Origin of the sequence: Roseibium aquae, from assembly GCF_008711285.1 — a bacterium.
Classification (GTDB): Bacteria; Pseudomonadota; Alphaproteobacteria; order Rhizobiales; family Stappiaceae; genus Roseibium; species Roseibium aquae.
Map to the genome: position 1 here is coordinate 777,162 of NZ_VXDC01000001.1, position 22,573 is coordinate 799,734.

Annotated in this window: 24 protein-coding genes; 13 read left to right on the forward strand and 11 right to left on the reverse strand. The window is 61.0% G+C overall.

Annotation, left to right across the window (positions count from 1 at the left end):
- Positions 1–298 precede the first annotated feature (298 nt).
- The 4 genes from F0184_RS03405 to F0184_RS03420 form a co-directional block, all read right to left on the reverse strand.
- Positions 299–718 carry a hypothetical protein gene (locus F0184_RS03405; RefSeq protein ID WP_150494446.1) on the reverse strand — a complete coding sequence of 140 codons (420 nt, stop codon included), beginning with the start codon at positions 716–718 and terminating at the stop codon, positions 299–301.
- Positions 719–912: 194 nt separating this feature from the next.
- Positions 913–1,401, reverse strand: a complete 489-nt coding sequence (locus F0184_RS03410; protein ID WP_208998287.1) for a hypothetical protein — start codon at positions 1,399–1,401, stop codon at positions 913–915.
- Positions 1,398–1,709: a rod-binding protein gene (locus F0184_RS03415; protein WP_150494448.1), complete on the reverse strand. Its 312-nt coding sequence runs from the start codon at positions 1,707–1,709 to the stop codon at positions 1,398–1,400. The genes F0184_RS03410 and F0184_RS03415 overlap by 4 nt, the downstream gene beginning before the upstream one ends.
- Complete coding sequence (locus F0184_RS03420) at positions 1,709–2,851, reverse strand: flagellar basal body P-ring protein FlgI (RefSeq protein ID WP_150494450.1); 1,143 nt, start codon at positions 2,849–2,851, stop codon at positions 1,709–1,711. Before F0184_RS03420 ends, F0184_RS03415 begins: the two co-directional genes overlap by 1 nt.
- Positions 2,852–3,130: 279 nt before the next feature.
- On the opposite strand from F0184_RS03420, the gene F0184_RS03425 reads away from it, so the two are divergent.
- On the forward strand, positions 3,131–3,550 hold the full coding sequence (locus F0184_RS03425; protein ID WP_150494453.1) for a flagellar assembly protein FliX: 420 nt from the start codon (positions 3,131–3,133) through the stop codon (positions 3,548–3,550).
- A 166-nt stretch (positions 3,551–3,716) separates the two neighbouring features.
- Positions 3,717–4,133, forward strand: a complete 417-nt coding sequence (gene dksA, locus F0184_RS03430) for an RNA polymerase-binding protein DksA (protein WP_150494455.1) — start codon at positions 3,717–3,719, stop codon at positions 4,131–4,133.
- A 217-nt stretch (positions 4,134–4,350) separates the two neighbouring features.
- On the opposite strand, the gene flgH is transcribed toward dksA, so the two are convergent.
- Genes flgH through flgF form a run of 4 tightly spaced genes read right to left on the reverse strand, consistent with a single transcriptional unit; the run spans position 4,351 to position 7,642 of the window.
- On the reverse strand, positions 4,351–5,103 hold the full coding sequence (flgH, locus tag F0184_RS03435) for a flagellar basal body L-ring protein FlgH (RefSeq protein ID WP_150494457.1): 753 nt from the start codon (positions 5,101–5,103) through the stop codon (positions 4,351–4,353).
- Positions 5,100–6,083 (reverse strand): flagellar basal body P-ring formation chaperone FlgA, encoded by a 984-nt coding sequence (flgA, locus tag F0184_RS03440; protein ID WP_208998288.1) that lies wholly within the window; start codon positions 6,081–6,083, stop codon positions 5,100–5,102. The genes flgH and flgA overlap by 4 nt, the downstream gene beginning before the upstream one ends.
- A gap of 13 nt (positions 6,084–6,096) precedes the next feature.
- Entirely contained in the window at positions 6,097–6,879 is a 783-nt protein-coding gene (gene flgG, locus F0184_RS03445) for a flagellar basal-body rod protein FlgG (protein WP_150494459.1), read from the reverse strand.
- Between the two features lie 22 nt (positions 6,880–6,901).
- Positions 6,902–7,642, reverse strand: a complete 741-nt coding sequence (gene flgF / locus F0184_RS03450; RefSeq protein ID WP_150494461.1) for a flagellar basal-body rod protein FlgF — start codon at positions 7,640–7,642, stop codon at positions 6,902–6,904.
- Between the two features lie 273 nt (positions 7,643–7,915).
- On the opposite strand from flgF, the gene F0184_RS03455 reads away from it, so the two are divergent.
- The 5 genes from F0184_RS03455 to F0184_RS03475 all read left to right on the forward strand — a co-directional run bounded on the left by F0184_RS03455 (position 7,916) and on the right by F0184_RS03475 (position 15,128).
- Positions 7,916–8,425, forward strand: a complete 510-nt coding sequence (locus F0184_RS03455) for a flagellar basal body-associated FliL family protein (RefSeq protein ID WP_150494463.1) — start codon at positions 7,916–7,918, stop codon at positions 8,423–8,425.
- Positions 8,426–8,434: 9 nt separating this feature from the next.
- On the forward strand, positions 8,435–9,667 hold the full coding sequence (fliM, locus tag F0184_RS03460; protein WP_150494465.1) for a flagellar motor switch protein FliM: 1,233 nt from the start codon (positions 8,435–8,437) through the stop codon (positions 9,665–9,667).
- The gene (locus F0184_RS03465; RefSeq protein WP_172971967.1) at positions 9,664–10,209 is read left to right on the forward strand and encodes a DUF6468 domain-containing protein; all 546 of its coding nucleotides are present in this window, start codon (positions 9,664–9,666) and stop codon (positions 10,207–10,209) included. Before fliM ends, F0184_RS03465 begins: the two co-directional genes overlap by 4 nt.
- On the forward strand, positions 10,206–10,904 hold the full coding sequence (locus F0184_RS03470) for a MotE family protein (protein WP_150494467.1): 699 nt from the start codon (positions 10,206–10,208) through the stop codon (positions 10,902–10,904). The genes F0184_RS03465 and F0184_RS03470 overlap by 4 nt, the downstream gene beginning before the upstream one ends.
- A gap of 153 nt (positions 10,905–11,057) precedes the next feature.
- Entirely contained in the window at positions 11,058–15,128 is a 4,071-nt protein-coding gene (locus tag F0184_RS03475; RefSeq protein WP_150494469.1) for a hypothetical protein, read from the forward strand.
- A gap of 63 nt (positions 15,129–15,191) precedes the next feature.
- Here F0184_RS03475 and F0184_RS03480 read toward each other — a convergent pair whose 3' ends face one another.
- The 3 genes from F0184_RS03480 to F0184_RS03490 all read right to left on the reverse strand — a co-directional run bounded on the left by F0184_RS03480 (position 15,192) and on the right by F0184_RS03490 (position 18,796).
- Positions 15,192–16,241 (reverse strand): DUF2336 domain-containing protein, encoded by a 1,050-nt coding sequence (locus F0184_RS03480; protein WP_172971969.1) that lies wholly within the window; start codon positions 16,239–16,241, stop codon positions 15,192–15,194.
- Positions 16,242–16,364: 123 nt separating this feature from the next.
- Positions 16,365–17,129, reverse strand: a complete 765-nt coding sequence (gene fliP / locus F0184_RS03485) for a flagellar type III secretion system pore protein FliP (RefSeq protein ID WP_150494474.1) — start codon at positions 17,127–17,129, stop codon at positions 16,365–16,367.
- Positions 17,126–18,796: a flagellar biosynthetic protein FliO gene (locus tag F0184_RS03490; protein WP_172971971.1), complete on the reverse strand. Its 1,671-nt coding sequence runs from the start codon at positions 18,794–18,796 to the stop codon at positions 17,126–17,128. Before F0184_RS03490 ends, fliP begins: the two co-directional genes overlap by 4 nt.
- A 265-nt stretch (positions 18,797–19,061) precedes the next feature.
- Here F0184_RS03490 and flgB point away from each other — a divergent pair, with 265 nt between their 5' ends.
- The 6 genes from flgB to flhB are packed head-to-tail and all read left to right on the forward strand — an operon-like array spanning position 19,062 to position 22,468.
- Positions 19,062–19,478, forward strand: a complete 417-nt coding sequence (gene flgB, locus F0184_RS03495) for a flagellar basal body rod protein FlgB (RefSeq protein WP_150494478.1) — start codon at positions 19,062–19,064, stop codon at positions 19,476–19,478.
- A gap of 34 nt (positions 19,479–19,512) precedes the next feature.
- Positions 19,513–19,923 carry a flagellar basal body rod protein FlgC gene (flgC, locus tag F0184_RS03500; protein WP_150494480.1) on the forward strand — a complete coding sequence of 137 codons (411 nt, stop codon included), beginning with the start codon at positions 19,513–19,515 and terminating at the stop codon, positions 19,921–19,923.
- A gap of 34 nt (positions 19,924–19,957) precedes the next feature.
- Positions 19,958–20,269 (forward strand): flagellar hook-basal body complex protein FliE, encoded by a 312-nt coding sequence (gene fliE / locus F0184_RS03505; RefSeq protein ID WP_150494483.1) that lies wholly within the window; start codon positions 19,958–19,960, stop codon positions 20,267–20,269.
- Between the two features lie 59 nt (positions 20,270–20,328).
- The gene (fliQ, locus tag F0184_RS03510; RefSeq protein ID WP_150494485.1) at positions 20,329–20,595 is read left to right on the forward strand and encodes a flagellar biosynthesis protein FliQ; all 267 of its coding nucleotides are present in this window, start codon (positions 20,329–20,331) and stop codon (positions 20,593–20,595) included.
- 10 nt (positions 20,596–20,605) lie between these two features.
- On the forward strand, positions 20,606–21,379 hold the full coding sequence (gene fliR / locus F0184_RS03515) for a flagellar biosynthetic protein FliR (RefSeq protein ID WP_150494487.1): 774 nt from the start codon (positions 20,606–20,608) through the stop codon (positions 21,377–21,379).
- A 9-nt stretch (positions 21,380–21,388) separates the two neighbouring features.
- The gene (flhB, locus tag F0184_RS03520; RefSeq protein ID WP_150494489.1) at positions 21,389–22,468 is read left to right on the forward strand and encodes a flagellar biosynthesis protein FlhB; all 1,080 of its coding nucleotides are present in this window, start codon (positions 21,389–21,391) and stop codon (positions 22,466–22,468) included.
- Positions 22,469–22,573 lie beyond the last annotated feature (105 nt).

Sequence of the window (22,573 nt, forward strand, 5' to 3'; positions counted from 1 at the left end):
ACAAGCGTAAAGGAACATGGTTACGAAGTAAGTAACCTTAACAACCCGTGAAACAGGTGTTTCGACGACGCAGATTGGCCCTGGGGGCCATGCCGCGCCGTTGGACTGAAATGAGGCATAGAGGGGAGAGCCGCCTCCGGGGAAGGCGGAAGGTCGCCGAAACAAGGGGCTGTCCAAGGTGTTTGCGCTGATGAGGATGCGGAGCCGTGCCGAAGTCGAACCACAACACGGCTTTGCTCAAGGGGCACAGCCATCGGCGGCCGGAAACGGAACGCGTCACGCCCCAGGGGGCGCGGCCTCAGATTGTGCGGGCCCGTGTCTCTTCGCTGTCCTGCCGGGACGTCTGATTGGCGGACACTTCCTGATTGGCAATGGCATCGGCATAGGCGCGCAAACGTCGCAAGGTTTCGCTTGGCACTTGGCGGATGACTTCGCCGGTCTCGCTATCGGTGGCCATGTAGATCATGGAGTTGCTTTCGGGATCGATCACGTTCTTGCGCTCGATCTCCCGGCCGATCTGGACCGGCTCGCGGGTGGGCTCCCTCAAAGTCCGGTCATCCGCCGGACGCGACGATGCGTCTGTCTCACTTGCCGGTGCGACAGTCTGGTTGCGCGGCAGGTCCGTTTTCGCGGCACGTTCCGTCCGCTCTGGTGCCCGCTCGACAGGCGAAATCGCCGTGTAGGACGGCATCGGCGGACGGGCTAATCCTGTTTCCATCGTTCAGCCCTCCGGGGATACTCAATACACTTTTCCCCTTATAGACGTACCTTATCGGGTGGAAATGAATCAGCCGTTAAGAAAATGATTAGAATTTTCAGGACCGGCAAAAAAAGTGGCGTCATTTGCTGATTCGGTTGAGGCATGCTGCCGCAGCGGGATGTACTGGGATGTTTGGCCGATCCTGCGGAATACTATAGCGAGCGGTTGACGGCGATCCCGTGCGCCGCCGACGGGCCCGCTGGGCTTTGTCCCTTGGGACCATATGTGGTGGTGTGCTGTTTCGCATTCACCGCCTTTGCCACGGTCGACAGAATATCGTTGGTTACCTCGCGGGCCGTCGACAGCACTGCGAGGTTGATCCGCAAAACAGGCTGGAACTCTCCATGACTGCGGCGCAGCGCCTGCACCGCCGCCGGCGCAAGGTTTCCAAGCGCCACCGCGTTGTCCTTGGCGCACATCATCCCGCGGGTATACTCATGGATGAGCTTGGCCTTTTCGGGCTGCAACTCTCCGGATTTGGTAAGTTGCCCGTCCCGGACAAGCGCGGTCTCGCGCTCGATCACGTCAAGCAGCTGTTCCATCGTCCGCACCAGGGCAAAACAGAAAGCCTCTGCCTCAGACTTGCTCACCGGACGTTCAAGGGAGAAAGGCAGATCCAGCCCTTCGCTTTGGATGGTCATTGGGAGGCCTCCTGGAGAGCGATCAGCTCGCGTTCGATGGAATCGGCGAGTCCTATTCCGCCGCCTTTGGCGATGGATGTGGCATATTCGTTTATCAGGAGCCCGCGCCAGGCTTCCGCTCCCGGCCCGTCGCCCCATGTTCCACCCTCGTCGAGACCCGTGAACATGTGCTGCATCATGTTGTTGAGGAACACAGCTTCGAATTCTTCGGCGGTTTCCCGGATACGGGCTTTGTTGGCCCGGTCGACGCCCGCCAGCACATCCTGCGGGTTGCGGGCGGTATTGAGGCTATGGACGGCTTCCAGCATCACAGCACCTCGATTTCGGCTTGAAGGGCACCTGCCGCCTTGATGGCTTGAAGGATGGAAATCATGTCCCGCGGCCCAATTCCAAGTGCGTTCAGCCCGTCGACGAGTTCTTTCAAGGTGACAGCTTGCGGCACGATCGCCAACTTCGCATCCGGATCGTCGTTAATTGCGATCTCGGTCCGTGGAACGATCGCTGTTTGCCCGTTGGCAAAGGGAAGGGGCTGCACGACCTCGGGCGTCTCGGCGACGGTGACGGTAAGATTGCCCTGGGCAACGGCAACCATGGACACCTTTACGTCCTGCCCCATCACGATGATCCCGGAGTTTTCGTCGATCACGACGCGGGCCGCGAGGTCGGGTTGCACGATCAGCTGCTCGATATCGGTCAGCAGGTCGACAATGTTGCCGGTATAGTCCATCGGCAAATTGATCCGGACCGTGCCCGGGTCGACCGGCTCAGCCGTCGGCAGGCCGATCAATTCGTTGATCGAAAGGGCGACGCGGCGGGCAGTCGTCAGATCCGGGTTGCGCAGAGCCAGCCGAAGGCTTGTCATGGACGCGAGACGGAAATCGACCTCCCGCTCCACCAGGCCGCCATTTGCTATGCGTCCTGCGGTTGGAACGCCGCGGGTGATCGACGCGGCCTCGGCTTGAACCGCGAAGCCTCCAATCGCGACAGAGCCTTGAGCGATGGCGTAAACCTCACCATCTGCGCCAACAAGGGGCGTCACCAGAAGCGTGCCGCCTTGAAGAGAGTCCGAATTGCCCAGCGCACTGACATTGACGTCGATCCGGGTGCCCTGGGTGGCGAATGGCGGCAGGTTGGCCGTGACCATCACAGCGGCGACCGTGTTGGTGTTCAGGTCGACCCCGCGTGTGTTCACGCCAAGACGCTCGAGCATTGCCTGGAGCGATTGCTGGGTGAAGGGTGTATTGCGCAAGGTGTCGCCGGTGCCGTTGAGGCCGACCACCAGCCCGTAGCCGATGAGCTGGTTTTCCCGAATGCCTTCGAAATCGGCGATGTCCTTGATGCGCGAGGCCGCGTTCGCGGTCGCGGCCAATTGGATGGACAACACGGTGATCGCGGCGCTCAAGACCGCTACGCTTGTCAGGATCGTCTTGAATTGTCTGAAAAATTCCATGATGAACATCGAATACCGCTGATCTGACTGGCTGCTCCGCCGACGTGGCGGTATCGTTAATGCGAGTTCCATGCCAGTTTGAAGACGGGATCGCCGGGTCGAAAAAGTCCCGGTTTTCCGGGCAAGCAAGCGATGCCCCCCGCACGGCCGTGGCTTGGGTGATTGTCCATAGGGCGGCAGAACTTGCCGCCTGACCGGGAACTCCTTTACCCTTGACACACGGGGGCATAGTGATTCTTCAACCTGGAGCGCCAAAAGGCAGAATTGGGTCGAACCAGCATGCGAATTACAGGCAACAAGCCGCTGAGCGGAGTGCACAGCCGGGGCGGGAAAAAGAAGGTCGATGGCGAGGGTGTGGCGTTCCAGCCTGATCCGGGCGGTGACGGAGCTTCCGCCCCGGCGGTGTCCAGCAGTTCGGCGATCCAGGGGATGGATGCTCTGTTGGCCTTGCAGGAGATGCGTCTTGAAACGGACCAGCGGCAGGTGGCGACACAGCGGGGCCATACATTGCTCGACAACCTCGAGGCCCTGCGCGCGGAACTGTTGGGCGGGATCGTCTCCGAGGATCGCCTCGCGAGCCTGGCGAAGTCCGTGGAGGACCGCGTGGAAAGCGGCGACCCGCAGGTGGATGGTGTCATCCGCGAGATTGAATTGCGAGTGAAGGTTGAGCTGGCCAAGCTCGGTCGATTCTCCGATTGAGCGCCGTCCAGTGGCTGGTCTGCCACTTCGCGATGATCGGCGATTTTCTCATAACTAATTGAATAAAAATATCATTTTTCAGCTACAAATTAGATAATTGAACCGTTGCCGCTTCAGGTGCGCGGCTATATATTGCGCGCGGCTAAACGGTAAACCGGAGCTGTCGATGACGGTAGAGCTTGAGTCTGAATACCGCCCTACGGAAGATGAACCGTTCATGAATGACCGCCAGCGGGAATACTTTAAAAACAAGCTGCTGGCCTGGAAAGACGATATCCTGAAGGAAAGCAAGGAGACCTTGGCCGCGCTTCAGGAGGAAAGCCAAAACCATCCCGATCTGGCTGACCGTGCCTCCTCGGAAACGGACAGGTCGATCGAATTGCGTGCCCGCGACCGGCAGCGGAAACTGATCTCCAAGATCGATGCCGCGCTCGAGCGCATTTCCGAGGGCACCTATGGATATTGCGAGGAAACGGGTGAACCGATCGCGTTGCGCCGCCTCGAAGCCCGCCCGATCGCCACACTGTCGATCGAGGCCCAGGAAGCCCATGAGCGCCGGGAAAAGGTTTACCGGGACGACTGAGCCCGGCGGCCGAAAAACGCAAGCAAACAATCGGACCTCTCGCCTCCCGGTCATCCGGGAGGTTTTTTGTTGGCGCGCTCCAAATGGAAAAAGGCACGGCGCTCGGGGAGCGAGACACCGTGCCTTTCGGTCAGCCATCACGCACCGGCTTCTAGAACACCAGATACGCATGGCCGGGGGAGGGTGGAGCCGCTGGGAAGCGGCCCTCTGTTTCTGATCAGAACGGCAGAAGGATATCCATGACCTGGCTGCCGTAACGTGGTTGCTGGACTTCCGTGATCTGTCCGCGGCCACCATAGCCGATGCGCGCTTCCGCGATCTTGTCGCTGGCAATCGTGTTGTTGGAAGCGATGTCCTCCGGCCGGACGACGCCGGCCACCACCAGTTCGCGGACCTCGAAATTCACTCGAACCTCCTGACGCCCCTCGATCACCATATTGCCGTTTGGCAGGACCTGGGTCACGACAGCGGCCACGTTGGTGCGTATCGTTTCTTCGCGGTCGACTTCCCCTTCGCCTTCAAAGCTGCTTGAGCTGTTGATGCTTGCAAGATTTCCAGCGCTGGAGCTTGCCGGCAGGAGAACCGTATCAATCGCCGTTCCAAGCGCGCCCCCGGCACCAGAGGCGTTGGAATCCGTTCGGCTCTTGGAGGTCGAGTTGTCGATTTCCGCCCGGTCGGAAATGGTGACCGTGACAGTCAGAATGTCGCCCACCTGCTTCGCCCGCTGATCATCGAAAAAGGCCCGGTTCCCGGATCTCCAGAGCGAATTCGGACTGTAGTGGGCCTGTTGCGGCTCCGGCATGGGCATCTGAACCGGGCGATAGCCGGGCGTCGTCGTGGGGTCTTGGATCGCATTGAGAGCGGGCTGTTGTCCGACCTGGGACAATCTGTCCGCGGTGCCGCAGCCGGCGAGCAGGGACGCCAGGGCCAGACCGGTGGCAATGGCCCGGATTGTTGGAAAGGTCGTCATTGGGTTTGCTCCTGGAGCCGGGCGACACGCGCCGAAGCGGGTTGAGCCACGACCTGACCGCGCGAAACCACCATGGCTGGAACGAAACGCCTTGATTCCAGGTTCTTGATATCGATCAGGTCCCCGACGGCGCCGTCATCCATGGCCCTGCCGCGGGTGGTCAATTTCATGCCAGCAATTTCATAGGTGATTGTGACATTCTCTCCGCGCTCGATCAGGATCGGCTTGGCAAAGTCGGTGCGCGAGAGCGGCGTATTGGCGCGCAAGGGATTGCGCGCTGCAAGACCGACGACCTCTGCGGGGTCGGTCAGGGCACGGGAGGGAACCGCGTTGCGGGGCAGCCGGGTAAAGACGATGTCCTCCTCCTTCAAGATGCTGCCGCGCTGGAGGGGTTGGGCGAGGGTCGCCACTTCCATCAATTCCTGCGCCCGCCCGCTGAAGGAGATCGGGCGCCGGCCGCTTTCTGTCGCAACGGTACCGGTAATCGAGAAGCGCCCGGTTGTCCGGGACCACAGGACTTGGTCGAACCGGACAGGCTGCGCATCCGCCGGATTGGCCTCCAGGGTTTCAACCGGGCGATCAAAAGTCATTTCGATCAGGTCCGGCGTCAGGGACGCCTCCCTTTGTGCCAGTTCGCCGGTGATCAGATCGATCAACCGCTGACGGTCGAAGACTTCGGCCCGCCGGTGCACAACAACCTGGCGCAGTCCATCCGTGCCGGCCATGATCAGGCCAGCCTGGCGGGCCCGTTCGGCGACCATGGAAGCGGGAACATTGCCCGATGTGCCAAGGTCCGGAGAGCGGAACAGCGGTACCTCGGCGAATTCGCCGGCCCCGACATAAAAGTCCCCGACCGTGACGATTCCGGAGAGCGTGTGCACCTCCGAGCGAAGATGCGGACGCTGGTCCGCCATGGCGGCAAAAGGCAAAAGGGCCTGCACGATCAGCACATACAACAGGGTCAGAACGCTTTTCATCATTCCACTCCCTCCGTTAGCGGATGTTCGAGGCTGTGGCGTACATCTCGTCCGCGGCCTTGATCACCCGCGAGTTCATCTCGTAGGCCCGTTGTGCGGAAATGAGATCGGCGATTTCCGTCACCGCATCCACATTTGCCATTTCCAGAAAACGTTGCTGGAGATCACCGAAGCCGTTGGCGCCCGGGTTGTCGACTTCCGGCGCTCCACTGGCGGTGGTCTCCAGGAAAAGGTTGTCGCCCACCGCTTCCAGCCCGGCCCGGTTCACGAACCGCGCCAGCTGGATCTGGCCGAGATTGACCAGATTGCCGCCGGCGTCGATTGCCTGAACCGTGCCGTCGGCGGATATGGTGACGTCGCGCGAGCCTTCGGGAATGTCAATGCCCGGTTGAACGGCATATCCATCCACGGTCACAAGCGCGCCGTTTGGGTCTCTCTCGAAGGATCCGTCGCGTGTATAGGCCGTTGTGCCGTTCGGGAGTTCGATCTGGAAAAAGCCGTCGCCGCGAATGGCCAGGTCGAGATCCTTGCCGGTCTGCTCAAGCGAACCTTGGCTCATGATCCGCGAGGTGGCGGCAACCTTGACGCCCGAGCCGATCTGAACGCCCGTGGGAACGATGGTTCCAGCCGCGGAGGTCTCTGAACCCATCCTGCGGTCGTTCTGGTAAAGCAGGTCCTGGAAATCGACACGTTGGCGCTTGTAACCGGTGGTGCGCATGTTGGCGACGTTGTTCGAGATAACCTCGACATTGCGCTCCTGCGCCTTCATGCCGGTTGCCGCAATATGGAGAGATTTCATTTAAAACATCCTTCTTGCGGCATTAGCCTTCGAGGCTTCCAAGGGTCCGGATGCCCTGCTGGCGCAAGTCATCCATGTCTTTCATCAGCCGCGTGGCCGACGTGTAGGCGCGCGTGATCTCGATCAGGCGCGTGATCTCGACAACGCCCTGCACATTCGATTGCTCGAGCGCGCCCTGAACCACCCTTGGATTGAGGATCGGGTTCGGATTCTCACCGGCCAGTATCGTGTCGCGCACCTGGACCAGTTCTTGAGGGTTGTCGAAGTCAACGAGGCGGACTTGGCCGCGAATGCCTTGCTCGGTCGAAATCGTGCCATCCCGGGCGATTTCGATCTTGCCATCCTCAGGAGTGAAGGTGATGGGGCCGGCGGATGTCATGACCGGCCGGTCATCCGCGGTCACCAGCTGGCCGTTTTCGTCAAGGGTAAATGCCCCGTTTCGGGTGTAGGCTTCCGTGCCGTCTGCCATCTGGACAACGAAAAAGCCATCGCCTTCAATCGCAAGGTCAAGCTCGTTCTCGGTCATCCGGATCGCGCCTTGCATGAAATCGGTCCGTGTGCCGTAGTCCGCCACGTATGACAGGTCGTGGTCGGGCCGCTGGAACTCTGTCGCCTCGGCGATCGGCATCACATACTCTTCGAACATCATCCGCTGCGCCTTGAAGCCCGTGGTGTTGATGTTCGCCATGTTGTTGGCCACCACGTTGAGCTGATTCCTCAAAGCCGCCTGGCGTGACAGCGTGATAAGCTGAGCGTTCTCCATCTTAACTTTTCCCTTTGCTCCCCGATGAACCTTAAGCCTCCCCAGGCTGCGGGTCCGCTATCGCCAATGCAGGGTGCGTGCCAATTGGCAAACCGCTGGAAATCTTGGGCAAAAGACACGTTGACCGGGTGCGGTCGGCAAAGAATCCCGGCAGAAGTTAATCAGTTGGAAAGAATTGCCGGGTTAGGCTTGTTAACGATTTGGTAACCAATCGTTAACCATTAAGGCTTTTGATACTAGTCCGCGTGCGCGCGGCTCGGATCGGGGATCGACATGGCTGACGAGAATGCCGCTGCTGAAGACGAAGGAGAGGACGCTGCCGAAGCCAAAGGCGGCAAGAAGAAGCTCCTTCTGTTCGCCGGACTGGGTCTGGTACTGCTCTTGGCCGGCGGGGGTGCCGCCTATTACTTCCTGGTCATGAATCAGCAGGCGCCGGCCAGCGTGGCCGGGCCGGGCGAGCCTCAGCCGGAAGCGCAGCGGCCGGTGGTTTTCTACGATTTGCCCGAGATGACGGTGAACCTGACGACCGATGGGCGCGCGACCTATCTGAAGGTCCGGATTGCGCTTGAGGTGGAGAACCGCGCCACGATCGATCAGATCCAGCCGTATCTCCCGCGTATTCTGGATGCGTTCCAGATCTACCTGCGCGAGTTGCGGCCAGCCGATCTGGAGGGATCCGCCGGTCTGTTCCGGCTCAAGGAGCAACTGCTCAGGCGGATCAATCTTGCGGTTTATCCGGCGCGCGTCGATGGCGTCCTGTTCAAGGAAATCCTGGTTCAATGATGGTGCAACATGGCTGACGACGACGACGATCTGTCCGAAGAAGATATGGCCGATGCCTGGGGTGCCGCGCTCGCAGAACAAGGAGCCGGTGCCAGCGACGACGACGACCTAGCCGCCGCGTGGGGAGCCGCGCTGGAAGAGCAGGGGGCTGGAAGCTCGGACGACATGGCCGCGCAGTGGGCCGCCATGATCGACGACAGCGAGCCGGACCTCGAAAACGCAACGCGGGGTGCGGACCGGGTTCTCAACCAGGAAGAAATCGACAACCTCCTCGGGTTCAACATCGAGGATACGATCGCCGGCGACCAGAGCGGGATCCGGGCCCTGATCAACTCCGCGATGGTGTCCTACGAGCGTCTTCCGATGCTCGAGATCGTGTTCGACCGGCTGGTCCGTCTCACCACGACTTCCTTGCGCAATTTCACCTCGGACAACGTGGAAGTGTCGCTGGATTCCATCAGTTCGGTGCGTTTTGGCGACTATCTGAATTCCATCCCGCTGCCGGCCATTCTCGGGGTCTTCAAGGCAGAAGAATGGGACGGTTTCGGGCTGGTGACGGTTGAGTCCAGCCTGATCTACTCGATCATCGACGTCCTTCTGGGCGGGGGGCGCGGTCAATCGGCCGTTCGCGTTGAGGGGCGTCCCTACACCACGATTGAAACCAACCTCGTTCAGCAGATGATCGCCCTGATCCTGCAGGACGCCGAACATGCTTTCGCGCCCCTGTCGTCGGTTCGGTTCAATCTCGAGCGTCTGGAGACCAATCCGCGTTTCGCGGCGATTTCGCGGCCCGCAAATGCCGCTATTCTTGTCGAGCTTCGTATCGACATGGAAGACCGCGGCGGGTCTGTCGAAATCATGATGCCCTACGCCACGCTGGAGCCGATCCGCGATCTGCTTCTGCAAATGTTCATGGGTGAGAAGTTCGGCCGGGATCCGATCTGGGAAGGGCATTTGGCGACCGAGATCCATGCGGCCCAGATCGAGGTTGATGCCGTTCTTTACGAAACACACCTGCCGCTGGGCCGTGTGCTGGGTCTCGATGTTGGCCAGACACTGGTGTTCGATATAGAACCGAGCGACCCGGTTACCATCAAATGCGGCAATGTCACATTGACCGAAGGCACGCTTGGAAAGGTCGAGGACTCGATCGCGATCCGGGTCGGGCGCAATCTCAGAAAACCAAAAATGACGTTGGCCGCTTTTGAGCGCGCCATGCAGAGCGGAATGGAGCCAACATGAGTAACTTGCCTCTCGGACTGATTATCGAGCTCCTGGTTGCCGTTTTGCTCCTTGTTACGATTGGCTACTGCTGGATCTTGAACCGCCGCCTGCAACGCCTGCGGGCTGACGAACAAGTTCTCAGAGCAACGATTTCCGAGCTCATGACGGCTACGGAAATCGCGGAACGCGCGATTCTCGGTCTGAAGCAAACGGCTTCAAATGCCGACAAGACGCTGGGGAGCCGTCTTCTGGAGGCGGAAAAAATGTCCCAGGCACTGGCCGAACAGGTGACCGAGGGAGAGAAAATCTTTACCCGTATCTCCCAGATTGCAGATGCGACCCGCAATGCGGGGGCGCCAAGGGGCGAGCCGAGGCTGGATCCAGCGCAGCGCCGGATGGAGCCGGCGCAAGCTCCCGCGCAACCCCACGGTTACGGCGTTGCCCCGGCGGAACCGCGCCCGCGCAGCGGCGGGCGGGCCGATGACATCCGAACGGCGGCGGCGGAAGCCACTGCGCGTCTGGAACGGTTCCGCAACAGACCCGGAGGTGCGGCTGCATGAATGTTCGACTGCTTCCCTTATTGGTGATTTCGGCCACGGCGCTGTTGGTTCTGAAATTGCTCGGCCTGACGTTCGGAACGGAAACGGCGGTCTTGCAGATACGGGAGGCGGTCGCCCAGGAAGCGGGACAGGCCGTGCCTGAAGATGGTGCGGGGGGCGATCCGGCGGCCGCAGGCGAAGCTGCGGATGCTCAGGCCGATCCGGCGCCGCCGCCCGTGCCTGAATCTCTCGAAATCGGTGGATCGGCTGCAGAGCGGGCCGTTCTTGAAAGTCTTGGGGAGCGGCGGCGCAATCTGGAGCAACAGGAAGGTCAGCTCGATCTTCGGGAACGGCTGCTGCAAGCGACAGAGGAGCGGATCCAGAAGCGGGTCGACGAACTTAAGGCGCTGGAACAGCGGATCGAAGCGGCGGTTGAGGAAAAACGCGTCCAGGAAGAAAACGAAATCGCGGGGCTTGTGCAGATGTATGAAAACATGAAGCCCAAGGACGCGGCTCGTATTTTCAACAGTCTGGATCTCGATGTCCTTTTGAAGATCGTGCGTCAGATGAAGCCCCGGAAGATGGCCGATATCCTTGGGCGGATGTCGCCGGAAGCGGCCGAGCGTTTGACCGTCGCCATCGCGAGCAGCAACAACCAGCCTGCACGGGCCGATGCACCAGCCGCGCAGGACTTGCCGAAAATTCAGGCTAATTGAGAGATACCCTCGACTTTACACGATTGATGTAAGGGCGCGTTAAGTCACAAGCCCCAAGATGGTGAACGGAGCAATCCGGGGACAAACAAGGTGTCGGACAGGACAAAATTCCGTATGGACTGCGGGCAATCCGCTTGCCGCGGGGTGCAGGTGATGCGCCGCTGCGAGGTCCTGGTATTGTCCGTGGTCCTTGCCATCCTCACGCTCTGGACCTTCTCCAGCATTCCGGCCCGGGCTCAGTCTCTCGAACCTGTCAACCTCGAAGCGATGCCGCAGCAAGGTTATGGCCGGATCATCCTGACCTTCCAGGATCGAACGCTGCTGCCGACCTATGACGCGGTGATCACCGGCGGTGTTCTGAGAATTTCCTTTCAGGATCCGATCGATGTCCAGGTGGAGGACGTGCCGCTTGCCCTTGAGGATTACATCACGATTGCCCGCCGCGACCCGGACGGAAGCGCGATCCGTTTCGCCCTGAAAGGGCAGTTCCAGATCAATACCCTTGAGGCCGGGGAAAAGCTGTTTGTCGATATCCTGCCACTGAACTGGCAGGGCCTCCCGCCGGGGCTTCCCGACGATGTCGTTCAGGAACTTGCCAAGCGCGCGGAAGAGGCCATGCGCCGTGTGCGGGCTCTTGAGCAAGCCAGACTGAAAGCGAAGGAGGGGCCGGAGGTCACCCTGCGGATCGGGGAACATCCGACCTTCACACGTCTCGTTTTCGATTGGTCGATCCGGTTCGACACCGCGTTCGTGCGTGAAAACGACATCATCCGTGTGACCTTCAACCATCCGGCTCAGCTCGATGTGTCGAAGCTTCGCGCCCACCTGCCGAAGGGTGTTGTCGACGCAACGTCTTTTCTCGACAAGGGCAAGCTGAAGTTCCTCATGCGGATCGATCCGGAGGTGGACATCCGCGCCTTCCGGGAAGACCAGACCTATGTGATTGACATCACGCCGCCGCGCGAGACGCCGATCGACCCGGCCAACGCGCTCATCAATTCCGAGCTGTCGGCCGGCTCCGGCGAGAACAGGACCGACATGATCAATGCGCCCGGCGTCCGCCAGGGTGGCGGCGAAGCCGGGGAGGAGGCAAGTCCTCCGCGTGCGAACGATCAATCCTCCGCCGTGGCGCAAGAGGCCGGTCAAGTCGCCTCGATGGCCCCGGTTCCGGGATCAGACCCGGCCGGGACAGCCGGTCAAGTGGCGGCCGGAACAAGCGTCGGGCAGGAAGAAACCCCGGTCTCCCCCTCGGCGCCGGGCGTTGACCCGGGGCAAGATACTCAAGCGGCGGCGCGTCCCGATGTCCCGGCGCAGTCCGGGGGCGTGTCCGCCAATTCGGCCGACATCCGTCCGGTTGCTGCTGGTCCGGGCGACGCAGGATTTGGCCAGGCGCGCGCCGCAGAGATGGACGGAAACGTCGACGGGATGCCGGAAACGGAACCGGTGGACCCGCGGACGACCGCCGCGATCCCGGAACCGGCGCGCCGCGGCGTCGACTTGGCGCAAGCTCCACAAAGGGCCATGCCGCTTGTCGATCAGCCGCCGGCCAACGCGCCGGTCATCACGCCGCCGCCAAGGCCTGCAGCGCCATCCTCGTCTGACGATATCCCCGTACCGGCCGCGATGCCGGTCGAACCGCTTTTACAGGCACCCGCACCGCAACCTGCCGCCGGCCAGGGCAACGAGATTCCGCCGGCCCTCGTTCTGCCGCCGCGAGACGATTCCGGAGAGGCGTGGCGCGCGCGCGGCGGAGCGAATGAGCCGCTGGATGTTCCCTCGCCGGAGCAACCTCCCCAGAATTTCGCGGATGATGTCCGCAATTTCGTGGCCGCCGAGGCGCGGCGCATAGGTCAAACCGTGCGCATCGTCTTTCCCTTTTCCGAGCCGGTCTCGAGCGCGATTTTCCGCCGCAACGATAGCATATGGATGGTGTTCGACACCGATGCGACCATCGATACGCGTGGCATGGTTTCGGCGTTGGCGGATACGGCAGACACGATCGACGCTCAGCAGTTCGCGGACTACCAAATCCTCCGGATTGATCTGAATGATCCGGTTCTGGCAACGGTCGGGCTCGATGGCAACGCCTGGTCGCTGGTGATCGGCGACATGATCATCGAACCGTCGATCCCGCTCCGGCTTGAGCGGAATGTGCGGTCCGATGGCGGCTCGATCCTGCGTGTCCTTTACAAGGATCCGCAGAAGATCCGTGAAATCGAAGATCCTTTCATCGGCGACACGATCTCGCTCGTCACGGGCTTCGGCCCCCCGCGCGGATTGCTCAAGGCCCAGAGTTTCGTTGATCTCGACGCCTTGTCTTCCGCGCAGGGCGTGGCTGTCGCCCCCAAGTCGGACGGCGTCCAGGTGAAAATCCTCGGCGACGACGTCATCGTTGAAAAAGATGGCGGGCTCGCTGTCTCCAACCGGCATCTGCGCGGTGGAACAGGCGTCTTCAACACTTTGTCCAGTGCGAACGACACAAGCTATGTCGAGTTCGTGTCGCTATCGACGGAAGGTCCTGAAACCTATCGCGGACGGTTGACGGAGTTGCAGGACCGGCTCAGCCGCACGCCGGAAGGGCGTCGCAAGGATCCACTCATGGATCTGTCCCGCTTCTATTTGGCGCACCAGTTCGCACCCGAAGCGCTCGGCCTCATGAAACTGGCTCTCGAGGAAGATCCGGCCTTGGCCGAGGACGGCTCGTTCAATCTCATGATGGGAGCCGCGCAGGCGATGGCGGGCCGGCCCCATGAGGCCTATCCCTATCTGAACCGGCCGGACCTGAAAAACAGTCCGGATGCCGCGGTTTGGCAAACCATCGTGGATGTCGCGCTCGGAAACTGGACGCAGGCCCGCATTGCCATGCCCCGCGGCAGGGCCGTCGCCGGCAACTATCCGCCCTCCATCCGTGCCGATTTCAATCTGGCCGCCGCGCAGGCAATGGTCGAATCCAACGACTTTGGGCGCGCCAACAGTATTCTTGCCGAAATCGAACCGGCCGAGGTCTCGGCGGCGCAGGCAGCCCGCTACGACATCCTGCGCGGACGCGTGGCCGATGCCTCCGGCCGGTCGCAGGAGGCGCTCACCGTTTTCGATCTGGTGGCGAAATCGGATGACCGCCCGCGCGCGGCCGAGGCCGAATACCGGGCCTTGCGCATCCGCTATCGGGACGGCGAGCTGACCGCGGATGAAACCATCGATCAATTGGCCGGCCTGTCGATGTCGTGGCGCGGCGATGAAATCGAGCTGCGGACCTTGCGGTTTCTGGCCCAGCTTTATGCGGAACGCGGGCGCTACCGTGAAGCTTTCGAGGCTTTGAAATCCGCTGTCCAGGCTAATCCGGATTCCGACACCACACGGCTTCTGCAAGAGGAAATGAACGCCTTGTTCGTGGCTCTTTTCCTCGACGGGCAAGCTGATGAAATGCCACCGGTTCGCGCCTTGGCCCTTTATTATGATTTCCGTGAGATGACCCCGATTGGCCGGGAAGGGGACGAGATGGTCCGCCTCTTGGCCAAGCGTCTGGTCGAGGTCGACCTGCTGGACCAGGCCACCGAACTCTTGAGACACCAGGTGGACAACCGGCTCAAGGGCGCGGCCCGTGCCCAGATCGCGGCCGATCTCGCGGCGATCTACCTGATTGACCGCAAACCTGACGAGGCCCTGCGTGTTCTCAACCGCACCCGCCAGGCCCAGTTGCCGTCCACGCTCGAACGCCAGCGCAACATTGTCGAGGCCCGCGCGATGACGGCGAGTGGCCGGCCGGATCTTGCGCTTGAACTTGTCCGCAACATGCGCGGCGCGGATGTCGACCGGTTGCGGGCCGACACCTTCTGGGCGGCGCAGAGTTGGCGGGAGGCCGGCGAGCAGTTGGAGGCCATGCATGGCTCTCGCTGGTCGGACAACATTCCCCTGGACGATCTGGAACGGCAGGACATCCTACGCGCGGGCATCGCCTATTCCCTGGCCGGAGATCAGCTCAGCCTTAATCGCCTGCAGACAAAATACATGCCCAAGATGGCAAACAGCTCCGAAGCACTGGCGTTTGAGGTCGTGACCCGCCCGATCGAAGCACAGGGCGTTGAATTCCTCGAGGTTGCAAACCGTCTCGCTGACACCGATTCTCTCGAAACCTTCATGGAAGAGTATCGCCGCCAATACATGAACCCGAGCCAGCCGGCCGCCGATCAGGCCGCGGCTCAACCCGAGCAGGGACGCGGCTAGGATATGGAGCGTTTGACGCGCGCCTGATGGGGCATCGCCCGCTCAACCAGGTCTCGCCCGGTGTCAGAGATAGACGATCTGCCGTTTCGGCAGTTCAGAGCGGTATCTGTGCACAAGGCTTACGATGGATCGGGCGCTTCGGTGGTGGCCTGCCCAGCTTGCTTCCAGAAAAGCGCGATAGGTTCTCGCACTCACGCCGCTGTCCCGCATCAGTTTTATCACCGTCCCGTCCGCATTGGAGCTGAGCGTTCTTTCGACGGTCGCCGCGGGCAGGGCGAGCTGGCGTCCCATGAGCCAGCTTGCGGCCTCCCGCCTGCCCTGTCTGATCAGTGTCTGGAGCAAGCTGTCGAACAACAAATCGCCATTGGCCACTTCGATCGATGCCTCGTGGCGGGACAGGCGAACGCCTTCATGATCAATCGTGTCTTCCGGGCCGGTACCGGCACATTGCTCGGCCAACTGCTCGAGCGATCCTTGTTCGAGCGCATGGCCCAGCCGGGCCGGAAAAAGGGGGCAGCCGACTTCGAGAAGTTTTTTCAAGGCGGCCCGATATGGCGCGTCGAGGAGCGCACGTGCGGCCACGCCTGACAACACATGCCGGTTGGAGCCGGCATGGATCAGCAGGGCAATAACAGCTCCATTTGAAAAACGGGCGAATGGATTGGCCAGCAGGAGCAGGATCGTTTCCTGGCAGCTCCTGGCGATCAGCGCGTCACAAACCTTGGCTGAAAGCGCGGTTCTACGAGCGATGGCATTCCGGTGGGCGTCGCTGGCAAACCGTGCCGCATTGAGCAGCGCAGCATCGGTGACCACGGGAGAGTGTTGCAGGACCGGTTCGCTCTGTTCGAACTCCTCCAGCGTCAGGCGGTCGGCGAGCTCGCTGGTTATGTGGCTGGTCTTTGCGAGGCGAACGACCAGTTCGAACCGTGTCGCCTTGTCCAGGTCATCGAGGACTAACAACACAATCCTGGAAAAAAGCTCGCGCTCCAGCGGACTTGGGCCGGCATTCCGGTCCTTGGCGAACTCGGTCACGAGTTCGCGGACCAAACGTGAAGTGGCCGTCTTGTCGCGCAAGCGCGCCAGGGATTCCAGCCGGTGTCTCAGCGTGCTCACAGGTCCCCATCCCCCAACAGGAAAAGCTATCGAAACAGGACCATATTACTTCTAGCGCTGTTAATTTTTCCTATAGGTTGCGAAAAATCCCATGTGCACGCCGTTGCTTGACCCTTGGTCCGCTCATCCGCCGCCGAAACTCTGGACAAGCGAGCCCGCGACCAGATTCCAGCCATCCACGAGGACAAAGAAAATGAGCTTGAATGGCAAAGAGATGACGACCGGGGGGAGCATCATCATCCCCATGGACATCAGAACCGATGCGATCACCAGGTCGATGATGAGAAAGGGCAGATACAGCAGGAAGCCGATCTCGAACGCCCGCCTCAACTCACTGATCATGAAGGCCGGAACCAATGTGCTGAGGGCAAGATCTTCCGGTGTCTGCGGTGCTTCCTGACCGGAAAGTTCCTGAAACAGCATCAAGTCCTTTTCGCGCACCTGGGACAGCATGAAATCCCGGAACGGATCCACGGCCCGCTCGAAGGCTTGATCGAATTCGATCGTGCCCTCCATCAAAGGCTGAACACCCTCGTCATACGCGATCTGGAAGGTCGGTGCCATGATGAAGGCGGTCAGGAACAACGCGAGGCTGATCATCACCATGTTGGGCGGGGCCGTCTGCAACCCGATGGCGGACCGCAGAAGGGACAGGACGACCACGATCCTTGTGAAGCTTGTCACCATGATCAGGATCGATGGTGCGAGCGACAGAACCGTGATCAGGGCGACGAGCTGAACGGCGCGTTCGGTCAGCGTTGCGTCGTCGGCAAAGCCGAGTGTGATTTCCTGGGCCCAACCAGCTCCGGAAAACAGAAGGCTGAGGCCTGCGGTCAGTCCGGCCAGAAGCAGGAGACGGGCCGGCTTGCGGGAGACATGTTTGATCATGTTTTCCGGTTTCCGCCGATTTCGTCGAGAAGTTTCGCCATTTCTTCCTCGATCGGATTGCGTTCGATGGGGCTGTTTGCCGGATGCGCGGATGGCCGGTCATTTTCCATTTTGATTGCCGGGGCAGCGGCGGTTTCCTTGTTTCCGTGAATGGGTGTGACGGTCCGGTCCGGAACGGGCCTTGCGACGGCTGGCGCGACGTCCGGCGCGGTTTCCTGGGCTTGGGATGGATCGTCCTGCATCACCGTGGATAGCGCCGGAGCCGGCTCTGCTGTGTCATCGGACGGGTGCCGGGTCGCCGGACCGCCGGACGCATTCGGCTTCGCCGCCTCGGTTTCCGCAGTCGCCGGACTGCCGTCTGGCAGAGAGCTTTCAATGGAGCGCATAGCCGGTTCCTGCCCGGTCTTTGGGGGGATCGGCGCAGCATCAGGGCTCTCAAGCCCGCCTGCGGCAGGGTCCGTGGTTCCGGCGGCCGACGGGATCTGCGGCTCGGGGGATCTGCGTGTGCCGCCCATCAAACCCGGCTCGACCCTCGTGAGCGGCCTGGGTGTGTCCGCGTGTGCGGCAGGTGCGCCGTTCTTCGGCGGCTGGTGCGTGTCGCCCGCTTCCGGCGGTGTCGTTTGAGCCTTGGCGAGAGGGCTGAACAATGCCGTTCTTGCCTTTGCGGCCGGTCCCGAGGCTGGCGGCGTGATTGTGTGCCGCGCGGCGCTCTCCAGCGCTGAAGACGCTCTGGCAATGGGACGGGTCAGGGCATCCACGAGACCAGGTCGCGCACGGGCGGGGTCAGGTGTTTTTTGCGGCTCCACGGTTCTGCTGGTTGCTGGAGATGGGGCCGCCGGCCGATCGGACGGCGAAGGGATCTGACCAGGCGCACCTGCCGTTTGAGACGGGGGGGCGTCCGCCCTGTGCCCGCTCTCCTCTTGCCTTTCTTCCCCTTCGGCAAATTGATCCCCGGCAGGCGGGACAGCACGCAGATGCGACCTGGCTCTGCTGTTTTCCAAGGCAGCCTGCGGCTTGGCGGGCGGCTCCTGTGAAGACAGGGACGGCCGGTTCAGTTTGCCGAAGGAGCCGGCGGCCGACTTGATCAGGGAACTTGCAGCCCGTGCCGCTTTGCCGGTGTTCCAGGCCGGTTCGCTTTCGCGGGTGTCTGGTTGCGCTCGTCCGGCGTCTGGGAGTTGCGGCTGCGGTGCGGCGGAAACGTCCGGTTCCGGTCCGGGTCGAGCGGCTTGGGCCGTTTCCGGTGCAGGCACCCGTGGTGCCGGGGGGACGGATACCGGCTCATCCATCGCCGGCACCGCCGGCGGTAGCGCCGCTGCGGGAAAGGTCCGTTGCGGGGCCGCCGGTTGCGCGGTGGCGGCGAGGGGGGCTCCTCGCACGATGCCCTGTTCCACGACAATGTCCGAGGTCCCGCCGATCAGTATCAGGTGTTCGACATTGTCGCGCCGGACCAGCACCAACCTGCGGCGGGTGTCGATGGTGGCGGCGTCCATGATGGCGATGCGCGGTTGCCGGCCGCGCGGGCTTGCGATGGAGCCCCCGGTGAGCCGTTTGAGAATGAAAATGAACAGAGCGAACAGGACAAGGACGACAACCAGCGAAATTCCAAAGGCCAGGGCTCTGGCAATCTCGTCGGTGAAGCCGAAGGTGCTTTCGATCCAGTTGTACATGCCGTCCTCTTCCATACGAGCGCACTTTTGAGGTGAAATGCCTGGCGCGATTTTCTGCTACGCCGCTGCGGGCGAATCTGTTCTGATCCCAAAGTTAACAGAGGGAGGCAATTTCTGCCTGCCGAGCTCGGGGATATCCTCGCAAAATGCAAAGCAACAGGGCGACTTTCCCCGGAAATCTGTGGTCAAAGGTTTCGAGGCGTTAATCATCGTTAACCAATCGTTAACCTTTAGGGCGGCAATGTTTGCCTAACGCGTTAACCAGATGGAGGGTCCCGTGGCGATCTCCGACATCCCGCTGTTTCAGGCCTTGAAGTCGAAAATGCAGTGGCATCAGGTCCGGCAGGGTGTGCTTGCCGAAAATGTCGCCAACGCGGACTCACCGCGGTATCGCGCGAAGGAAGTCGAGCCCTACAGCTTCGAGGACCATATCGGCCGGCAGTCGTTCGGTTTGCAGACCGTCGTCACCAATCAGGGGCATGTGACCGGGATGATGCAGGCCGCCCCAGGGGCCGAGGTCGACAAAAAGGACATGTTCGAGGTGACGCCGAACGGAAACAACGTGGTGCTTGAAGAGCAGATGATGAAAGTCACGCAGAACCAGATGGATTTTCAGGCCGCCACGACCCTTTACTCGCGCGGCCTCGGCCTGATCCGGACCGCTTTGGGGCGGTCTGGCTAAACCGCCTAACTCATTCCGGCACTGGAGCCCTGACATGGACATGATCAAATCGCTTTTTATCTCCGCATCGGGCCTGAAGGCTCAAAACGGGCGGATGCGGGTGATTGCGGAAAACATCGCTAACGCCGATTCCACCGCGAAGGAGCCCGGCGGCGAGCCATACCGGCGCAAGATACCGACCTTCCAGTCCCATTTTGATCGGGAACTGGGCGCCGAGGTCGTCGAGCTTGGCCGCATTTCGGAAGATCGGTCCGCCTTTGAGGAGCGCTACATGCCCGGCCATCCGGCCGCCAATGCGCAAGGCTATGTGCTTGAGCCCAATGTCAACACGCTGATTGAGACCACCGACATGCGCGAGGCGCAGCGGTCCTATGAGGCGAACCTCAACGTCATCGAATCGACCCGCCGGATGCTGCAACGGACCATCGATATCCTGCGGGGCTGAAGCCCCCGGTTTTGAAAGCTAAAGGACCATAGCCATGGCCAGCCCATTGATTGCAAACAACGCCTACCAGTCGGCCGCGCAACTGGCGCGGCAGATCGGTCAAAACGAGCCGGCAAGTCCGGCGACTGAGGTTGATTTCGGCCAGATGGTGGCAGACGCCGTCGGTTCTGTCGTCGAATCCGGCCGCGTGGCGGACCAGAAGGCGATCGGAATGGTGGAAGGCAAGACCGATGTCGTGGATGTCGTGACCGCGATTGCCGAAACCGAGGTTGCGCTTGAAACCATGGTGTCCGTCCGGGACCGGGTGATCTCCGCCTATGAAGAAATCATGCGCATGCCGATCTGATTCGTCGCGAACGCATGGGGCGCGGGCAGTTGGCGCGCGCCAATACAAGGAGGCAGGTGATGACAGGTGGCGAAGTCCTCGATATCGCCCGTGAAGGTGTTTGGGTCATGATTCTGGTGTCAGCGCCGGCCATGCTGATCGGTCTGGCCGTTGGTCTGGTGATCGCCCTGATCCAGGCGCTGACCCAGGTTCAGGAAATGACCTTGGTCTTCGTGCCCAAGATCATTGCCATTTTCGTCACGCTTGTGGTCGCACTGCCCTTCATGAGCCAGCAGCTTGAGATGTTCATGGCGCGGGTCGCCGAGCTCATCCTGGCGACATCCTAGCGGGCTCTTGATGACGATCGAAGCCGATTTCCTTCCGCAAGTCGTGGCCATCTTCATGCTCATGTTCGCCCGTTTGGGCACATTGCTCATGTTGTTGCCCGCGCTTGGCGAGAGTACGATCCCAACCCGGTTTCGATTGACGATTGCCCTGGCATTGACCCTGGTTCTCTATCCCGTCGGCGCGCCGCTCTACCCGGACAATCTCACCGAAAATATGCCTCGTCTTCTGCTGTTCATGGGCAACGAAATCATCATCGGGCTTGCAGTCGGGCTTTGCGCCAGGCTCATCACGACGGCGCTGCAGACCGCGGGTGTCATCATGGCCAGCCAATCGGGTCTTGCCTTCGCGCTGGGCACGGATGTCAGCAATTTCGGACAGCAGGGCGCTCTGTTCGGCAACTACATGTCAATCGTCGGCATCACCTTGGTGTTCGTCACCGACACCCATTACCTGGTGATCGCGGCGCTTCACGACAGTTTTACGCTTTTTCCGCCTGGCCAAATCGTGCCGGTGGGGGACTTTGCGCAAATCGCCACCGAGACGGTGGCCAATGTTTTCTCGGTCGCAACGCGCATGAGCGCGCCCTTCATCGTGGTCGGCATCGTGTTTTATTTCGGTCTCGGGCTTTTGAACAAGCTGATGCCGCAAATGCAGATCTTCTTCATCGCGATGCCGGTGAACATCGTTCTCGGCTTCCTGCTGCTGATGCTCCTCATCGGCACGCTGATGACCTTCTACCTGGACCATTTCCAGCAATCGCTGGGACGGTTCATCGCCGGATAGGAGGGCGAAATGGCGGATGAAACCGACGAGTCGGAAAAAACGGAAGACCCCACTCAGAAGCGCCTCAGGGAGGCGCATGAAAAGGGGGACGTCGCCAAGTCGCAGGACGTCAGCACATGGTTCATACTGGCGGGCAGCACGATCCTGATTGCCCTGTTCGCGCCCGCGATGACCGCCGCTTTGGGGAGCCACCTGAAGGGCTTTATCATGCACGCGCATCAGATCCCGGTGGACGGGTTCGCGCTCAAGGCGCTTTGGCGTGACACCGGCCAATCCCTGGCCCTGATTATCGGACTTCCCCTCTTGACCCTGGTCGTTATGGCCGTGGCCGGCAACATGATGCAGCATCAACTGCTGTTCACGACGGAAACGATCAAGCCGAAACTCTCGAAGATTTCGCCCATTTCCGGCTTCAAGCGCTTGTTTTCCTCCGAAAGCCTGGTGAATTTCGCAAAGGGCGTTGTGAAGATCGGGCTGGTTTCGGCGCTCATGGTGGCGATCTTGCTGCCCCATCGCGATGAAGCGGACATCCTGATCTTTGCCGACCCCAGCATTCTGCTTGAAGAAGCCCGTATTCTGGTCCTGCAACTGATGGCAGCGGTGATGGCGTTCATGACCGTGGTGGCGGCTATCGATTTCGCCTACCAGAAGCACAAGTGGTTCAAGAAGCAGAAAATGTCGCTTCGGGAAGTCAAGGAAGAATTCAAGCAGACCGAAGGGGACCCGCTGATCAAGGGGAAAATCCGCCAGCTGCGCATGGAGCGTGCGCGCAAACGGATGATGTCCGCCGTGCCTTCGGCGACCGTGGTTGTCACCAACCCGACACACTATGCGGTGGCACTGAAATACGAGCAGGGAATGGCCGCTCCCCTTTGCGTGGCGAAGGGCCTGGACGCTGTTGCCCTGAAGATCCGGCAGGTGGCCAGGGAGCATGAGGTGCCGGTGGTGGAAAATCCGCCTCTGGCCCGCGCCCTTTATGCAAGCGTGGAACTCGATCAGGAAATCCCCGAAGACCATTACAAGGCCGTCGCCGAGGTGATCGGCTTCGTGTTCCGCATGCGAAACCGCGCGGCATGGCGCGCTGGGTAAGGTGGGCCAATGATCTTCCCGTGCAAAGAGGCACTGACCGGTGGTGTTGACGTTGTTTTTGTCCGATCGCGGCAGAATGCTGGTGAGGTGGCTGTCGAACGATTC

What these genes read in the sequence shown, in the direction of transcription:
- F0184_RS03455 (WP_150494463.1), top strand. Translation starts at nt 7,916, where the DNA reads ATGGCTGACGAGAATGCCGCTGCTGAAGACGAAGGAGAGGACGCTGCC.
- fliM (WP_150494465.1), top strand. Translation starts at nt 8,435, where the DNA reads ATGGCTGACGACGACGACGATCTGTCCGAAGAAGATATGGCCGATGCC.
- fliR (WP_150494487.1), top strand. Translation starts at nt 20,606, where the DNA reads ATGACGATCGAAGCCGATTTCCTTCCGCAAGTCGTGGCCATCTTCATG.
- dksA (WP_150494455.1), top strand. Translation starts at nt 3,717, where the DNA reads ATGACGGTAGAGCTTGAGTCTGAATACCGCCCTACGGAAGATGAACCG.
- flhB (WP_150494489.1), top strand. Translation starts at nt 21,389, where the DNA reads ATGGCGGATGAAACCGACGAGTCGGAAAAAACGGAAGACCCCACTCAG.
- flgB (WP_150494478.1), top strand. Translation starts at nt 19,062, where the DNA reads ATGGAGGGTCCCGTGGCGATCTCCGACATCCCGCTGTTTCAGGCCTTG.
- F0184_RS03410 (WP_208998287.1), bottom strand. Translation starts at nt 1,401, where the DNA reads ATGACCATCCAAAGCGAAGGGCTGGATCTGCCTTTCTCCCTTGAACGT.
- F0184_RS03405 (WP_150494446.1), bottom strand. Translation starts at nt 718, where the DNA reads ATGGAAACAGGATTAGCCCGTCCGCCGATGCCGTCCTACACGGCGATT.
- F0184_RS03475 (WP_150494469.1), top strand. Translation starts at nt 11,058, where the DNA reads ATGCGCCGCTGCGAGGTCCTGGTATTGTCCGTGGTCCTTGCCATCCTC.
- fliQ (WP_150494485.1), top strand. Translation starts at nt 20,329, where the DNA reads ATGACAGGTGGCGAAGTCCTCGATATCGCCCGTGAAGGTGTTTGGGTC.
- flgC (WP_150494480.1), top strand. Translation starts at nt 19,513, where the DNA reads ATGGACATGATCAAATCGCTTTTTATCTCCGCATCGGGCCTGAAGGCT.
- flgF (WP_150494461.1), bottom strand. Translation starts at nt 7,642, where the DNA reads ATGGAGAACGCTCAGCTTATCACGCTGTCACGCCAGGCGGCTTTGAGG.
- fliP (WP_150494474.1), bottom strand. Translation starts at nt 17,129, where the DNA reads ATGATCAAACATGTCTCCCGCAAGCCGGCCCGTCTCCTGCTTCTGGCC.
- flgA (WP_208998288.1), bottom strand. Translation starts at nt 6,083, where the DNA reads ATGATGAAAAGCGTTCTGACCCTGTTGTATGTGCTGATCGTGCAGGCC.
- flgG (WP_150494459.1), bottom strand. Translation starts at nt 6,879, where the DNA reads ATGAAATCTCTCCATATTGCGGCAACCGGCATGAAGGCGCAGGAGCGC.
- F0184_RS03420 (WP_150494450.1), bottom strand. Translation starts at nt 2,851, where the DNA reads ATGGAATTTTTCAGACAATTCAAGACGATCCTGACAAGCGTAGCGGTC.
- F0184_RS03415 (WP_150494448.1), bottom strand. Translation starts at nt 1,709, where the DNA reads ATGCTGGAAGCCGTCCATAGCCTCAATACCGCCCGCAACCCGCAGGAT.
- F0184_RS03490 (WP_172971971.1), bottom strand. Translation starts at nt 18,796, where the DNA reads ATGTACAACTGGATCGAAAGCACCTTCGGCTTCACCGACGAGATTGCC.
- F0184_RS03465 (WP_172971967.1), top strand. Translation starts at nt 9,664, where the DNA reads ATGAGTAACTTGCCTCTCGGACTGATTATCGAGCTCCTGGTTGCCGTT.
- flgH (WP_150494457.1), bottom strand. Translation starts at nt 5,103, where the DNA reads ATGACGACCTTTCCAACAATCCGGGCCATTGCCACCGGTCTGGCCCTG.
- F0184_RS03425 (WP_150494453.1), top strand. Translation starts at nt 3,131, where the DNA reads ATGCGAATTACAGGCAACAAGCCGCTGAGCGGAGTGCACAGCCGGGGC.
- F0184_RS03470 (WP_150494467.1), top strand. Translation starts at nt 10,206, where the DNA reads ATGAATGTTCGACTGCTTCCCTTATTGGTGATTTCGGCCACGGCGCTG.
- fliE (WP_150494483.1), top strand. Translation starts at nt 19,958, where the DNA reads ATGGCCAGCCCATTGATTGCAAACAACGCCTACCAGTCGGCCGCGCAA.